The 13,504-nt window shown below is 48.0% G+C and carries 13 protein-coding genes and 1 tRNA gene; 9 read left to right on the top strand and 5 right to left on the bottom strand.

The genetic code is table 11. The features are described from left to right. The first annotated feature begins 101 nt into the window (after positions 1-101). The 5 genes from psbZ (at position 102) to H6F93_RS25905 (ending at position 3,110) form a co-directional block, all read left to right on the top strand. Positions 102-290, top strand: a complete 189-nt coding sequence (gene psbZ, locus H6F93_RS25925; protein ID WP_190645237.1) for a photosystem II reaction center protein PsbZ — start codon at positions 102-104, stop codon at positions 288-290. A gap of 39 nt (positions 291-329) precedes the next feature. Beyond that, the gene (ribH, locus tag H6F93_RS25920; protein WP_190687222.1) at positions 330-914 is read left to right on the top strand and encodes a 6,7-dimethyl-8-ribityllumazine synthase; all 585 of its coding nucleotides are present in this window, start codon (positions 330-332) and stop codon (positions 912-914) included. Between the two features lie 160 nt (positions 915-1,074). Beyond that, a tRNA-Gly gene (locus tag H6F93_RS25915) sits at positions 1,075-1,146 on the top strand. A 290-nt stretch (positions 1,147-1,436) separates the two neighbouring features. Beyond that, positions 1,437-1,844, top strand: coding sequence for a hypothetical protein (locus H6F93_RS25910; protein WP_190645239.1), 408 nt, complete (start codon positions 1,437-1,439; stop codon positions 1,842-1,844). A 3-nt stretch (positions 1,845-1,847) separates the two neighbouring features. After that, complete coding sequence (locus tag H6F93_RS25905) at positions 1,848-3,110, top strand: glutamate-5-semialdehyde dehydrogenase (protein ID WP_190645240.1); 1,263 nt, start codon at positions 1,848-1,850, stop codon at positions 3,108-3,110. A gap of 57 nt (positions 3,111-3,167) precedes the next feature. Here the strand turns inward: H6F93_RS25905 and H6F93_RS25900 are convergent, their stop codons facing one another. Together H6F93_RS25900 and H6F93_RS25895 are read right to left on the bottom strand one after the other, a co-directional pair. Further along, a complete protein-coding gene (locus tag H6F93_RS25900; RefSeq protein ID WP_190645241.1) occupies positions 3,168-3,443 on the bottom strand; it encodes a DUF7219 family protein in 276 nt (91 codons plus the stop codon). 294 nt (positions 3,444-3,737) lie between these two features. Next, entirely contained in the window at positions 3,738-4,967 is a 1,230-nt protein-coding gene (locus H6F93_RS25895) for a methionine gamma-lyase family protein (RefSeq protein WP_190687219.1), read from the bottom strand. A gap of 220 nt (positions 4,968-5,187) precedes the next feature. On the opposite strand from H6F93_RS25895, the gene H6F93_RS25890 reads away from it, so the two are divergent. Beyond that, the gene (locus tag H6F93_RS25890; protein ID WP_190645243.1) at positions 5,188-6,003 is read left to right on the top strand and encodes an acyl-CoA desaturase; all 816 of its coding nucleotides are present in this window, start codon (positions 5,188-5,190) and stop codon (positions 6,001-6,003) included. Between the two features lie 109 nt (positions 6,004-6,112). Here H6F93_RS25890 and wecB read toward each other — a convergent pair whose 3' ends face one another. Genes wecB through H6F93_RS25875 form a run of 3 tightly spaced genes read right to left on the bottom strand, consistent with a single transcriptional unit; the run spans position 6,113 to position 9,918 of the window. After that, entirely contained in the window at positions 6,113-7,225 is a 1,113-nt protein-coding gene (gene wecB / locus H6F93_RS25885) for a non-hydrolyzing UDP-N-acetylglucosamine 2-epimerase (RefSeq protein WP_190687216.1), read from the bottom strand. A 29-nt stretch (positions 7,226-7,254) separates the two neighbouring features. Then, the gene (gene purU, locus H6F93_RS25880; RefSeq protein ID WP_190687213.1) at positions 7,255-8,109 is read right to left on the bottom strand and encodes a formyltetrahydrofolate deformylase; all 855 of its coding nucleotides are present in this window, start codon (positions 8,107-8,109) and stop codon (positions 7,255-7,257) included. Positions 8,110-8,151: 42 nt separating this feature from the next. Next, entirely contained in the window at positions 8,152-9,918 is a 1,767-nt protein-coding gene (locus H6F93_RS25875; protein WP_190687210.1) for a DUF3352 domain-containing protein, read from the bottom strand. A 344-nt stretch (positions 9,919-10,262) separates the two neighbouring features. Between H6F93_RS25875 and H6F93_RS25870 the strand changes: the two genes are divergently transcribed. From H6F93_RS25870 to H6F93_RS25860, 3 genes are all read left to right on the top strand, one after another. Then, on the top strand, positions 10,263-10,952 hold the full coding sequence (locus tag H6F93_RS25870) for a glycosyltransferase family 2 protein (RefSeq protein ID WP_190687207.1): 690 nt from the start codon (positions 10,263-10,265) through the stop codon (positions 10,950-10,952). Between the two features lie 111 nt (positions 10,953-11,063). Beyond that, positions 11,064-12,386: an LTA synthase family protein gene (locus H6F93_RS25865; RefSeq protein ID WP_190687204.1), complete on the top strand. Its 1,323-nt coding sequence runs from the start codon at positions 11,064-11,066 to the stop codon at positions 12,384-12,386. A gap of 19 nt (positions 12,387-12,405) precedes the next feature. Further along, positions 12,406-13,488 carry a pentapeptide repeat-containing protein gene (locus H6F93_RS25860; RefSeq protein WP_190687199.1) on the top strand — a complete coding sequence of 361 codons (1,083 nt, stop codon included), beginning with the start codon at positions 12,406-12,408 and terminating at the stop codon, positions 13,486-13,488. Positions 13,489-13,504: the final 16 nt, after the last annotated feature.

Below are 13,504 nucleotides of genomic sequence, written 5' to 3'. Positions count from 1 at the left end.
TTCTGATAGCTTACTACTCAGGGCTAGTTCAGCGCTGGGGGTGGGTTCACCTGAAATGCACATAGCCTCGCTTTTATTGGGAAAAAAGTTGGGAGAAAACGATGTCAATTTTATTTCAGATTGCACTAACAGCCCTAGTACTAATGTCTTTTGCAATGATTATTGGGGTTCCAGTTGCCTATGCATCCCCTCGCAACTGGGAGCAGTCTAAGCGGCTGATCTTGCTAGGTTCAATAGTTTGGGTAGTGCTGGTATTTTTGGTGGGTGGACTCAACTATCTAGTGGTTTAAGCTGGAGAAGAGTCGATTTATTCCCGTTAGCGAGAAAACATGGCAGTTTTTGAGGGTAGTTTTACCCAGGCAGAGTCTTGGCGATTTGCGATCGTCATTGGTCGCTTTAACGACTTGATCACTGGCAAATTGTTGTCAGGTTGTCAGGATTGTCTAAAGCGGCATGGCATTGACCCTGATCCGCAGGGGACGCAGGTTGATTACATTTGGGTTCCAGGTAGCTTTGAGGTGCCGTTGGTGGCACGTCAGCTTGCTTTAACTCACCGTTATGATGCTGTAATCTGCCTGGGAGCTGTGATTCGTGGGCAGACTCCTCATTTTGACTATGTTGCGGCAGAAGTGTCTAAAGGAATTGCGGCGGCTGGTTTCCAGACGGGGGTTCCGGTGATTTTTGGCATCTTGACTGCTGACACGATGCAGCAAGCGCTAGAGCGCGCTGGAATCAAGAGCAACAAGGGTTGGGATTATGCCATGAATGCGATCGAGATGGCCAGTCTCATGCATCAGGTAAAAACTGTAAACCCTGACCTCTATGGCAATGGGCTTTCGGGTAGCGCCAATCCTCAAACTCTACCTGCTTCGCTGAAGAGTGCGATCGCCCCTGAAACAGCAGAGCAAGGGTAATAGGAATGGGCTAGGAGTTGGGGGCTAGGGCAAGAAAAGCATTTTTGTTTATCCTTTCTCATCTCTTCTAATTGCCTCAACCCCTAGCCCCCTAGCTTCTACTCCCTAAGTTGCTTGACAAACTGCTTGGATTCTGGGACTATACATAAAGTCTAATTTTGCGGGTATAGCTCAGTGGTAGAGCGTCACCTTGCCAAGGTGAATGTCGCGCGTTCGAATCGCGTTACCCGCTTCAAAGAACTTTCGAGTCTGTAAGCTGCTTCCAAACTTAGTTTGTGAAGAAGGACTTACTCGTATCGAAAGATTGTGCCTACTGCAAAGTCAGATGGGTTTTGAGCTAAATTCAGGAGTGTTAGAATCGAACTGACTGAACCCAATCAGCAGTTATTATCTCTGATGAGGTCAACTTCAAGTGCCCGATAGGTTTCTGTCCCAGCCGTCAAGGATAGGTAATTAGCTACTCCTGGCAATCGATCGCTTTAGTATTCCTAATTCTAAAAACACCTCGCGCCGCCGCTGCTTGTGCAATCTCAGAAGAATCACAAGATTGACCTGAACTCTGACTATCCTTGCCCCTGCCGCCGCCGTGGTCGGCTTACCCCGATCACCCTAACTGAGGCGTTTGGCTGCAATCGCTGTCAGCAAATATTTGTAGTACAGGAAGGTGGCTATGTAATTGAGCAGCTTTCCACCAATTACCCCTATAAACGAGCTTGGCGTTGGTCTGGACACCAGTGGAGCATGGCACACTCCAGTTTGGGCAGAGGCTATTTATCGCTGACTCTGGCGATCATTTTTGGATTGGTTTTCCTTCTGCTGATCACCACCTTGCAGTCACCCCTCAGTACAAGCATCACGTTTCGAGTCATTGCAGCCCTTTTTCTCTCTGTGCTGCTTGTATTTATGCTTTGGATAGCTTGCAGGCGTTAGTTGATGGTAGTGAATTCCTTGAATTCTTCATCTGACGTAGTGACGACCGCTCTTTCCGCTTACCAGTCTTCTCTGGTCTTAGCGACGAAGAGGGGAGCAGACCGTAGCCGTGCCCTTCAGGGAATGGCAAAGGCTTTTAATGAGCGACAGGACGACATTCTAGAGGCAAACACTCTAGACCTAGAAGCCAGCCGGGAAATGGCTGTGCCAGAACTCATTTTGGATTGGTTAAAGCTGACTCCAGAGCGGCTTCAGACGGCAGTACAGATTTTGCAGCGGTTGGGAGAGCTATCTGACCCAATCCAGCAGGTGCTAAACACACCTTTTCAGGTCGATCAGTGCCAAACTTACTGTCAGCTTATGCCTTTGGGAGTGATTGCACTGATCTATGAGGCTTTTCCAGAATTGGCGGCGATCGCCGCGGGTCTATGTATTCGCACGGGAAACAGTCTGATTCTCAAGGGTGGCAGTGAGGCAAGCCACTCCAATCAGGTGATTGCTGAGATTTTACAAGATGCGATCGAAGATGCGGGTTTGCCGCGAGACGCTTTGAAGCTACTTCCTGCTGATCAGGGCGATCCCCTTCGGGAATTGGTGACGCAAGATCAGTACATCAATTTGGTTATTCCCTACGGTCGGTCTAGCCTGGTGCAGCAGGTGATTCGGCAGGCAACGGCTCCTGTCCTAAAAACTGCAATCGGCAATTGCTGTCTCTACTGGTCGCCTTCAGGCGGCATAGATATGGCCCGTTGGATGATTCTAGACAGCCATCAAAGTGACCCCGACCCGGTGAATGCGATCGAGAAGGTGCTAATTCATCGGGGACATAAAGCCTCATCTCTAACCACGCTCTGGCATAGCCTGAAAGAAAAGGGTTTCAAAATCAAGGGTGACGCAGAACTGGCTGCCCATTTCCCAGAACTAGCTCTGGTGGAACCCGCCGAGTGGGGACGAGCTTATTTGAATAGAACGATCGCCTTTAAGGTGGTGGATGGTCTGGAGACGGCGATCGCCTGGATCAATCAGCACAGTAGTGGTCATGCTGACTGCCTAGCTACTGAGTCTTACCAAGAGAGCCGCCAGTTTGCTTTGGGTATCAACAGCGCCATGACTTACATCAATGCTTCACCGCGATTTAGGCGCAATCCAAAGCCCGGCAACCCGATCTCACTAGGAGTGTCTAACCAGAAGGGACATCGCCGAGGATTAATTAGCTTAGAAACCTTAACTACCGTTAAGTACGTAGTTCAGGGCAATGGACCCTGAGTTGAGTAGGCGATCGCTCATCATTCTTGCTTAAAGGTAAACCAATCAAAAAATGCTTTATTCCTCTGGCGGCAACTCGGGTTTGGGTGGCTTTGGCTCATCTAACAGACTGCCTTTAGATTTTTTTAGTTCTTGCCAAAGCTGCTTGATTTGATTGTATGCATCTTCTGGCGGCACCTTTCCTCCCGTTTCTAAGCCACAAATAAGAGCCACCCGTTGGGCAAATTCTTGCAAATTAGCATCGAATGCTAGATGCTCAGGAGAAAATTCTCCCCGAAAACGCGCCCGGGGATAAAGAAACTGCTCGACGTTATCTTCATTTTTATCTGCCATATCATATTCCCACTTGAAATTACTTACCCGTGACAACCTGCTCACATATTACAAGTAATACCACTTCCAAAATTTAGAGCTACAGATGGAAGGGCACCCCGCTTCGCGGGGTGCCCTTCCATCTGTAGCTTGTTTTTGTAGAAACGGTGTAACTACCTGAGGACAGCCTCAAGCTAGAGGAGCCTAGATTCTTCAGTTTAATTTGCTAGCCCTGGATGTAATTAGGGTTTACACCGTAGTTGCTCACTGGACGAGGAATTTACAAGCAATCAAAGCTTTGTTTGACCGAGAGTCTTAAGCAACTCCAACCGCTTCGATCGCAGCTTCTAGAGCGATCGCCACGTGCGTCCAGTGCGTTCCGCCCTGACTAAAGACCGTGTAAGGTTCCCGCAACGGTCCATCTGCCGAGAATTCAGACGTGCTGCCGTCAATGAAGGTACCACCTGCCATCACTAACTGGCTCTCGTAACCGGGCATTTCGGCAGGAACAGGGCTGAGATAGGAACCGATAGGGGAATGCTGCTGGATTGCCGCACAAAAAGCAATCAACTTCTCTGGAGAACCCAACTGCACTGCTTGAATCACATCACGACGTGGTGCAAAGGGCAGGGGATTCACCGGATAGCCCAACTGCTCAAACACGTAGGCGGTTAGATGATTGCCCTTCATTGCCTCCCCTACCATTTGCGGTGCTAGAAATAGCCCCTGAAACAGCAGTCGATTTTGGTCAAAGGTGGCTCCCCCGGCGCTGCCGATGCCAGGAGCCGTGAGCCGACAAGTGGCAGCTTCTACCAAGTCTGCCCGTCCTGCGACGTAGCCTCCTGCGGTCACGATTGTGCCGCCTGGATTTTTAATCAGCGATCCGGCGATCAGGTCTGCCCCGACTGCTGGTGGCTCTCGGTCTTCGATAAATTCGCCGTAGCAGTTATCGACAAAGCAGACCGTGTTTGGATTTTGCTGCTTGACCAGGTGAACGATTTTTTCGATGTCGGCGATCGCTAAACTCTGCCGCCAGGAATAGCCGCACGAGCGTTGAATTAATACCAGACGGGTATTTTCCTGTACCGCATGTTCTAACTCCTGCCAGTTGAGCGTTCCCTCCGCTGTTAGCTCTAATTGACGGTAAGAGATGCCAAATTCCTTTAGAGAACCTTGACCTTGCCCCCTTAACCCAATGACTTCTTCTAAAGTGTCATAGGGGGCACCTGCTACGGCTAGCATCTCGTCTCCGGGACGGAGAACTCCATAAAGGGCAGAGGCGATCGCATGAGTGCCTGAAACAAACTGCACTCTCACAGCAGCAGCTTCAGCACCCATGACTTCGGCAAACACCTGATCCAGGATTTGCCGCCCCAGGTCGTCGTGTCCATAGCCCGTCACTCCGGCAAAGTGATGGACTCCAACCCGATGATGACGCAGGGCAGTTAGCACTCGCTTCAGGTTTTTCTTGACCTGAGCGTCAATTCCAGAAAAAATCTGGAATAGTGCCTGTTCTGCTCGTCGCAGCTGTTCAACGCTGTTCATGGTTAACCTCCTCGCAAAAATGGGTTGAATTCAGGGATTTTCTAAGCCTGCCATCTGATTTCTGCCGGAGGTTCAATGTCTTGTCCCCCCAATCTTGGGAGAAGATGTCCGTGTTCCACCTGAAGCAATGCTGGCATTACTGTTAGCACTTGCTTTCCCAAGGCTCACGGAAATTATTGTCGCGCAGATTGGGCTGCAAAATTCATACTGAGATTACTGCATGACTATTGCAACATCAACCGAACCTCGTATTACCTGGCCCGTTGTCTTTTTTATGGCAGTGATTCACTTTGGAGCGCTGTTTGCCTTCCTTCCCAGCAACTTTAGCTGGTCTGCGGTCGGTCTTGCAGTGTTTTTACACTGGGTTACCGGCGGTTTAGGAATCACGCTGGGATGGCACCGCTTGGTGACACACCGCAGCTTCCAGACTCCTAAATGGCTAGAGTATTTGCTGGTTTTTTTTGGTAGCTTATCGCTTGAAGGTGGCCCAATTGAATGGATTGGGCTGCATCGCCACCACCACATTCACTCTGACCAGGAATTGGATCACCACAATTCTAGTAAGGGGTTTTGGTGGAGCCACATGAGCTGGATGCTGCATGAAATACCCGCAAAACAAGAAGTTGCTCGATATACAAAAGATATCGCTGATGATCCGGTTTACCAGTTTTTAGATAAGTATTTTCTGCCGATTCAGATCGTTTTTGGTGCGATTCTTTACTTGATTGGAGGCTGGCCTTTTGTCGTTTGGGGAGTCTTCTTGCGGCTGGTTGTGGTCTATCACTGCACCTGGTTTGTAAATAGTGCAACTCATAAGTTTGGCTATCGCACCTATGAGTCGGGCGATCGCTCTACCAACTGCTGGTGGGTCGCTCTACTCACCTACGGTGAAGGCTGGCACAACAACCACCACGCTTTTCAATACTCTGCCCGTCATGGCTTGAAGTGGTGGGAAATTGACATGACCTGGATGACGATCCGGTTTTTACAAGCAATTGGTTTGGCAACCAAAGTAAAGCTGGCAGAAGCGGAATAATCAGTTATGGGCAGTTAGCTGACTTTAAGTACCTAAGCTGGCTAATTGCCCTACTTCTGTTTCTAATTCTTATTAGTCAAAGCCTGTTCGTGCAGGCTTTTTTATTTGCTTAGTCAAAGTAGTTTTCTACAATGTCTAAAATTCGCTCTGCTGCGTGACCGTCTCCGAAGGGGTTTACAGCGGTTGCCATCGTTTGGTAGGCATCGGAATCGCTGAGCAGTTTCATAGCAGTAGTGACGACTTGCTGGGGATCGGTGCCGACAAGTTGGGCAGTGCCAGCGGCGATCGCCTCTGGTCGTTCGGTCGTTTCCCGTAGCACCAGTACGGGCTTACCCAGGCTGGGGGCTTCTTCTTGTAATCCACCAGAGTCAGTGAGCAGCAGATAGCAGCGCTGAATCGCTCCCACCAATTCGGCATAATCAAGCGGCTCAGTCAGAAATACTCTGGGGTGACTGCCCAGCATCGCCTGTAGCGGCTCTCGCACGGTTGGATTGCGATGCAAAGGCAATAGCAAAGCCGTATCGGGAAACTTGTCGAGAATCTGCAAGAAGCTTTGGGCAATATCCTTGAGCGGTTCGCCCCAGTTTTCGCGCCGATGTACGGTTGCAAGCAGGGTGCGATATTGGCTCCAGTCCAGATTAGGAATGGGGCAGGCAGGCTGCCGTTCTGCCATTGACAGCAGCGCATCGATCACGGTGTTGCCCGTGTGGTGAATGTCGCCAACCACGCCAGATCGCTTTAGATGTTCGACGGAGAGCGTAGTCGGCGCAAAGTGAAGCTGAGTTACCTGGGAAATCAGGCGACGGTTTGCTTCCTCTGGGTATGGGTTGTATAGATCATCGGTACGTAGCCCAGCTTCGACGTGCCCTACTGGAATTTTTTGGTAGAAGGCGGCGATCGCCGCTGCAAACGCTGTCGTGGTATCGCCTTGGACTAACACGATTTGGGGCTGAATCTGCTGAAACAAAGTTTCCAGTCCGCGCAAACTGCGACAGGTGATATCGGTAAGCGTTTGCTGATGCTGCATGATGTCTAGATCGTGATCGGCAGTCAGGTCAAACAACTGCATCACCTGCTGCACCATTTCTTTGTGCTGTCCGGTGAGGACGACCTGAGTGTCAAAGGCAGGCGATCGCCGAAACTGCTGAATTACCGGGGCAAGCTTGATCGCTTCCGGGCGAGTTCCGAGGATAATGCAGACGCGGGTGGGTTTAGTTGGCATGAAAGGGATCGGGGATTAAGGGTTGGGGATTAGGCGAAGACGACAGTGCGGTTGCCGTAGACGAGGACGCGGTTTTGCAGGTGGAGTCGGACGGCTCTGGCGAGGACGATTCGTTCCAAGTCTTTGCCTTTGCGAATCAGGTCGGTGACTTCGTCACGGTGGCTGACTTGGACAACATCTTGCTCAATAATTGGACCTTCGTCTAAATCTTGGGTGACGTAGTGGGCAGTGGCTCCGATAATTTTGACTCCGCGTTCGTAAGCTCTTTGATAAGGATTTGCTCCAGCAAAGGCAGGTAAAAAGGAATGGTGAATGTTGATCACTTTGGGAAATTGAGCAATGAAGTCTGGGCTAAGAATTTGCATATATTTTGCCAGCACGACGAGGTCAATTCGATATTGGTGCAATAGTTCTAGCTGGCGGGCTTCCTGCTCGATTTTGGTTTCTTTGGTAATTGGAATGTGGTAATAGTCGATATCAAATTGCTGGGCGATCGCCTCCATCTGTGGGTGGTTGCTCATCACCAGCGGAATTTCAGCTGTCAGTTCTCCTGATCGCTGTCGCCAAATCAGGTCATACAGGCAATGATCTTGGCGGCTGACCCAAATCGCAATGCGGGGAACGGCATCGGAAAACTGAAGTTGCCAGTTTGCTTGTAACGGTTGGGCGATCGCGTTAAATGCTGGACCGATCAGGTCACGCGGCAAATTAAACCCTTCTAACTGCCACTCGATCCGCGTCAGAAACAGCCCCGCTGCAAAATCGGTGTGCTGGTCAGCATGAATGATATTGCCACCGTTGGAATAGATGAAGTTCGCAATTTTTGCCACCAGTCCTTTTTGATCAGGACAGGAAATTAATAGAGTTGCAGTGGGGCTGCTCATGCCAGGAGAGTATGGGGTATGGGGTTAAGGGGTTTGAATTGTTTAAGGGCTTTCGGGACTGGGGGAAGCTGGCGGAACAGATGGGGCGGGCAATTCACTTGGGCGGTCTGTCTTGTCCAGGAGAACACGGACATCATAGCGGGTGCTGTGTCGATCTTGAATTGCAGCAGTCACGCCGATCGCCCGAATTGCTTGAATAAACGCTTCGTTGGCTGGGGGCAAATTGGGGACGGGAACAGGGCTATCTTCGCTGAGCAGGCGATTGACATTCACAAAAAAGTGTCCGTTGTTGGGATCAAACTCCAGGTCAACCGATTGCTCAAAAGGTTGGCTCGCCACCAGGGAAGCGTCTGGCTGCGGCAAGATGGTCTGAGCCAAGTTTGCCCCAAATGCCAGAAATGCTACATCTCCTTCGAGCCAACCACGGGTAATGGTCAGTCCGCTCAGGGGAGAAGTCCACTGCACCACGGGCTGTCCCTCAATGTCTGTTTCCTGGACTTGAAAACGATAGCGATCGCCTACTACTTCGTCAAGTTCGGCTAGCGTTGCATCGGCAGCAGCGCGATCGCTCGCTTTCACCATGATTAGCACCCCTGCTCTGGTGCCCACGGTTCCGGGCTCAGCGGGCGGTTCTGTGCTATTTGGTATTTCTATCACGGACAGAGAAAATTCTCCCCCCATCCAGGAAATTAAGTCTTCTTCCAGATCTAACCCGGTCAGATTGTTTAACCCTGTCCGCAGATTTTCTGGACTGAGGGGGCTAATTGGATTCATCTCAGCCCGCTGGCTGTAGTCTTGCCAAAACCGCTGCAAATTTCCACCTGATGCCATCAGCAGCGTTTCTGCTGGGAGCAAGTCCGGTAACTTGTCGTCTCCATTTTTCACCTCGTAGACCGTCTCACTGTCCGGATCTAACCAGGCAATTCCCTGAAAGCGCAGTCCCTCTGACTCAAGGGTGACGGTTGCGGCAATACCTCGGTTGTTTTGTAGCGGAGTCAGGTTTTGAGGTGGCAATGCCTGCGGTGAACCCGCAGAGGCGATCGCCCTGGCAGCGGGTGCATTCACATAAATCCGTGCAAACGGCTGCGGGGCTACAATCTGCCGCAACGCCTGGTTAAATCCAGGAGTCTGAGCGACAGAGGCTCCTCCCTTTGAGGTGTCGATCACCTGCTCGATTGCGTCACCTGCTGTGGTAATCACCAGTAGCCGATTGTCTAACACAGCAGCAGAATAGGTTTCACCTGCGCTCTCAAACTCCCGAACTTGCACGCCCTGATAGTCGCGTTCACTCAGGGTTGCGCCTTGTTCAGATTTGGGTTCCGTGAGAATTTGCTGAGCCCGCGCCGGATCTTCGATCGGTAGAATCATCACAGCAGTTTGAGGATCTTCCTGGGGCTGTAGAATTGGTGGTTCCGATTCCTCCGATTCCTCCGACTCCTCCCCCTCAACGACTGGACTTTGCGCTGACAAAAATGCGACGGTGATTTCGTCTCCTACCCAGGGTTGGATGTCGCGCTCATAGTCATAGCCGTTAGCGGTTAGCAGGCGATCGCGCAGGTCTGCCAGAGTTTGGTTGAGCGAAGTCTGAGTTTCGTCCGTGCCAAACTGTCGCAGGGTGCGCCACTGCGATTCATCGGTGGAAAAGGAAAGCGTCATTAAGGCGGTTTGTGGCAACACATCCATGCCCACGGGTAGCCCTCCCGCAGGTAAGCGACGAGCTAATAGCCAGTAGGCACCAATTCCTCCTGCAACTAGGGCGATCGCTGCTCCCGACAACAGCAGCAGGGTAGACTTTCTTTTCTTAGTCACGATCTAAAACTCCATTGAGAGGAAATGAGGAGAGGGCACCTAATTCAGGAACGAAATGTCCTTATCCTCAGCCTTCCAACCGTGAAGCTACCGGAAAAGGACTCAGGAGTAGCTAACAGCATCCTACCCCTACGATATGTTACCTGCTTCACGCCCGGATGTAGCCAGAGCTTTGAACTTCAGCAATTGATAATCTGACCGTTTGGGAGTATATTTTCTAAGCGCTGGCACAATTCAAAAAGTGACCAAATCATCAAACATTTTTCTCGAAAAATAGTTCCAAATAAATTCTATTTGATGCCATCAAAATCCATTAAAACCATCAGCAAGCTCTGTTCAAATCCATGAAACTCAGTGTTGTTATTCCTTGCTTTAACGAAGTAAAAACAATTCAAACGGTTGTTAAAGCAGTCAAAGCATCTCCCATACAAAACTGCGAAATCATTATCGTTGATGATTATTCAACTGATGGCACGAGAGAACTATTGATTTCTGAAATTGAATCCCAGGTCAATAAAGTTATCTACCACCCAGCAAACTTTGGCAAAGGGGCTGCATTACGCAGCGGATTTAGCGTGGCAACAGGGGATATCGTTATCATTCAAGATGCAGACTTAGAGTACGATCCTCAAGAATATCCTCTGCTGATCAATCCTATTCTGGAAGATAAAGCAGATGTGGTGTATGGCTCTCGTTTTGCTGGAGGCGGACCTCACCGGGTTCTCTACTATTGGCATATGGTCGGCAACAAATTTTTGACCACGCTGTCCAACATGTTTACCAATATCAACCTGACCGATATGGAAACGTGTTACAAGGCTTTTCGCCGTGAAATCATTCAATCTGTGAAAATTGAAGAAGATCGGTTTGGATTTGAGCCTGAGATTACAGCAAAAATTGCCAAAAAAGGATGCCGAATTTACGAAGTGGGAATTTCTTACTATGGTCGGATGTATAAAGACGGTAAGAAAATTGGTTGGCGGGACGGCTTTCGGGCAATCTATTGCATTCTTAAATACAATTTATTTCGTTAGCTTCTTTAATGGCGGCGATTGTCTTTTATTAGCAGCAACACAGTCAGGCATCAATTTAAGCAAACTAAGATGAAATCACAGCCCATCGACTCACTCAAAAGAATTTGCATTGTGGGTCTGACGCTATTGCTTCTAGTATTCTATATCTACAGTGCAGTAGAGCATTCAAAGCGAATCAATTTAGACATTACGCGTGTCGATCAGGAGGCTTATTTAAGCTATACCCGAAGTCTATATGAAACCAACTATAACTTTGTAGGTGGACGCAATCGAATGCCAGTCTACCCTTTTTTGCAGTCACTTGTTTACGACCCCAACCTCACAGAAAACGAAGCTTTTACCCGTGGTAAATATTTCAATATTGCCCTGTCTGTTGCAATTCTGCCGTGCCTTTTTCTGATCTTTCAGAGATTTTTTTCACGCTTACAAGCAATAAATTTGCTGTTGATCACCGCTTTCACAGTATTTCTGTTTAGAGCAGCCTACTTTCAAGCTGAAATTTTGTTTTATTTTCTTAGCTTTTGCGGATTCCTACTTATGGCTTGGATGCTAAAGAAACCAAGCTGGAAATTGGGAATAGCAACCGGAGTTTTAATGGGCATTACCCACCTTACCAAAGCTTCAATTCTACCCGGACTGGCATTATTTGTATTGGCTTTTCTAGCGCAATCTATTTATTTGTTTTATAGCAATTTAAGAAATAAAACTTTTAGCTTTAATGAGGTCAAAAATAATTTCCTGCTACGTATTCTCAGTCTTGCCTTAGTAATTTTTTGTTTTTTACTGACTATTTATCCTTATATCAGCACCAGCCAAAGAGTTTTTGGACATTACTTTTATAACGTCAATTCGACTTTTTATATTTGGTACGATTCTTGGAATGAGGCAAAGCAGGGAACCAGAGCTTATGGAGATGGAAAAGGCTGGCCCGAAATGCCGCCTGAGCAAATTCCTAGTCTAGAGAAGTATTTACAGGAACATACCGCTTCAGACATTTTTGAACGGCTTTTTGACGGTTTGAATAAAGTTATAGTAGTTGCTAAGGATTCCTACGGATACTTTAAGTATTTAGTCATTTATTTGGCGATCGCCCTACTTACCACTCTGGCAAATCTCCGCAGCCTAAAAATCACTAAAAGCCAAGTATTTCTTCTCTTCTTTTACTTTAGCTACTTCACTGCTTACACATTGCTCTATGCTTGGTATATTCCCATTGCTAGCGGCAATCGATTTACCCTGGCACTTTTCTTACCTTTAATGTTTTGCCTCACTGCAGCCATTAATGCTAACGCCTCAGAACGTCCTCAGATTCAATTAGCAGGCAAGCACTTTTCATGGTTCCATTTATTCAATTTATTTGTGTTAGGCATGATCTTATTTGAGCTATATCCTATCCTGACCAATCGAATTGTTACAACCTTTGCAGGCACTTAAGCCAGCCCTTCAAACCTCAATGAAAGCTCGAAATTGGTTTATGGAAATTTGGCGCAAATTAGATTTGAAGTATGACAGAAATCGATTTGTGCAATTATTGCTCCTTTTTCTACTTCTGATTGGCACTATATCCTACGCCAATCACCAGGTTAATCTCAGACGAGAACAATCAGTTTTAGCTGCGTATTTTGACCAAATTACAAATTTATTTACATCAGCAGAGCAGAACGCAGTAACCGCAAAGAACGCTCAAAACTTAGCTAGAGCTAGAGCGATCGCAACCTTGCATCAGCTTAGTGGTCAAAGCAAAGGACGACTTCTACAGTTTTTGGCTGAAGCCAATTTAATTGCTCGTAATCAAGCCTTAATTGACTTGGAAGGCATGGACTTCAGCAGAGTTGAATTAATTGCAGTCAACTTACCTAATATCGATTTAGATAGAGCTAATTTAACTGAGGCAAATCTGCAGGATTCTGTTTTAGCTAGAGCAAGTTTAGAAGAAGCAAATCTGCAACGAGCGGACCTTTCCGAAACAAATTTGAGTAGGGCTAACTTGAGTCGTGCAGCGCTGATACGAGCTAATCTCTCAGCGGCCGTATTAAAAGCAACTAACCTGTCAGAAGCAAACCTGAGAGGCGCAAATTTAAGAGGCGCAAATTTGCAACAGGCAAATTTAACAGATGCTAGTCTTGAGGCTGCTCGAATGGAAAGTGCTTTCCTGGAAAATGCACAAGCAGATAGGGCAGATCTCAATAACACCATCTTGATTCGAGCAATTCTGAACCAAATTTCTCTAAGAGATGCAAATTTGAGGTACTCAAACCTGAAGGGTGCAGAACTAGAGCGAGCAATCCTAACGAATATTGATATGAGGGCTTCTATTCTAGAAGAAGCTAGCTTGACTGATGCGGATTTAAGTAATGCAAATCTGACTCGCACTGTTTTGATCAATGCAAATATGGATAACATTAACCTCAACGGTACTAATCTAAATTACGCTAACCTGCGCGGTGCAGATGTTAGCAAGAATTCCCTCAGGCAAGCCATTCTGTGTCACACCGTTATGCCGAATGGAGAAGAAGAGAATCGAGATTGTCCCTAATTAACTCTATTAACCT

This window comes from Leptolyngbya sp. FACHB-671 (assembly GCF_014695745.1).
Classification (GTDB): domain Bacteria; phylum Cyanobacteriota; class Cyanobacteriia; order Elainellales; family Elainellaceae; genus JAAUTN01.
Note: the sequence above shows the minus strand (reverse complement) of the source record. Positions and strands in the feature narration are given on the sequence as shown.

Coding starts and splice junctions, on each gene's coding strand:
- psbZ (WP_190645237.1), top strand. CDS start 102: ATGTCAATTTTATTTCAGATTGCACTAACAGCCCTAGTACTAATGTCT.
- ribH (WP_190687222.1), top strand. CDS start 330: ATGGCAGTTTTTGAGGGTAGTTTTACCCAGGCAGAGTCTTGGCGATTT.
- H6F93_RS25905 (WP_190645240.1), top strand. CDS start 1,848: ATGGTAGTGAATTCCTTGAATTCTTCATCTGACGTAGTGACGACCGCT.
- H6F93_RS25900 (WP_190645241.1), bottom strand. CDS start 3,443: ATGGCAGATAAAAATGAAGATAACGTCGAGCAGTTTCTTTATCCCCGG.
- H6F93_RS25895 (WP_190687219.1), bottom strand. CDS start 4,967: ATGAACAGCGTTGAACAGCTGCGACGAGCAGAACAGGCACTATTCCAG.
- H6F93_RS25890 (WP_190645243.1), top strand. CDS start 5,188: ATGACTATTGCAACATCAACCGAACCTCGTATTACCTGGCCCGTTGTC.
- wecB (WP_190687216.1), bottom strand. CDS start 7,225: ATGCCAACTAAACCCACCCGCGTCTGCATTATCCTCGGAACTCGCCCG.
- purU (WP_190687213.1), bottom strand. CDS start 8,109: ATGAGCAGCCCCACTGCAACTCTATTAATTTCCTGTCCTGATCAAAAA.
- H6F93_RS25870 (WP_190687207.1), top strand. CDS start 10,263: ATGAAACTCAGTGTTGTTATTCCTTGCTTTAACGAAGTAAAAACAATT.
- H6F93_RS25860 (WP_190687199.1), top strand. CDS start 12,406: ATGAAAGCTCGAAATTGGTTTATGGAAATTTGGCGCAAATTAGATTTG.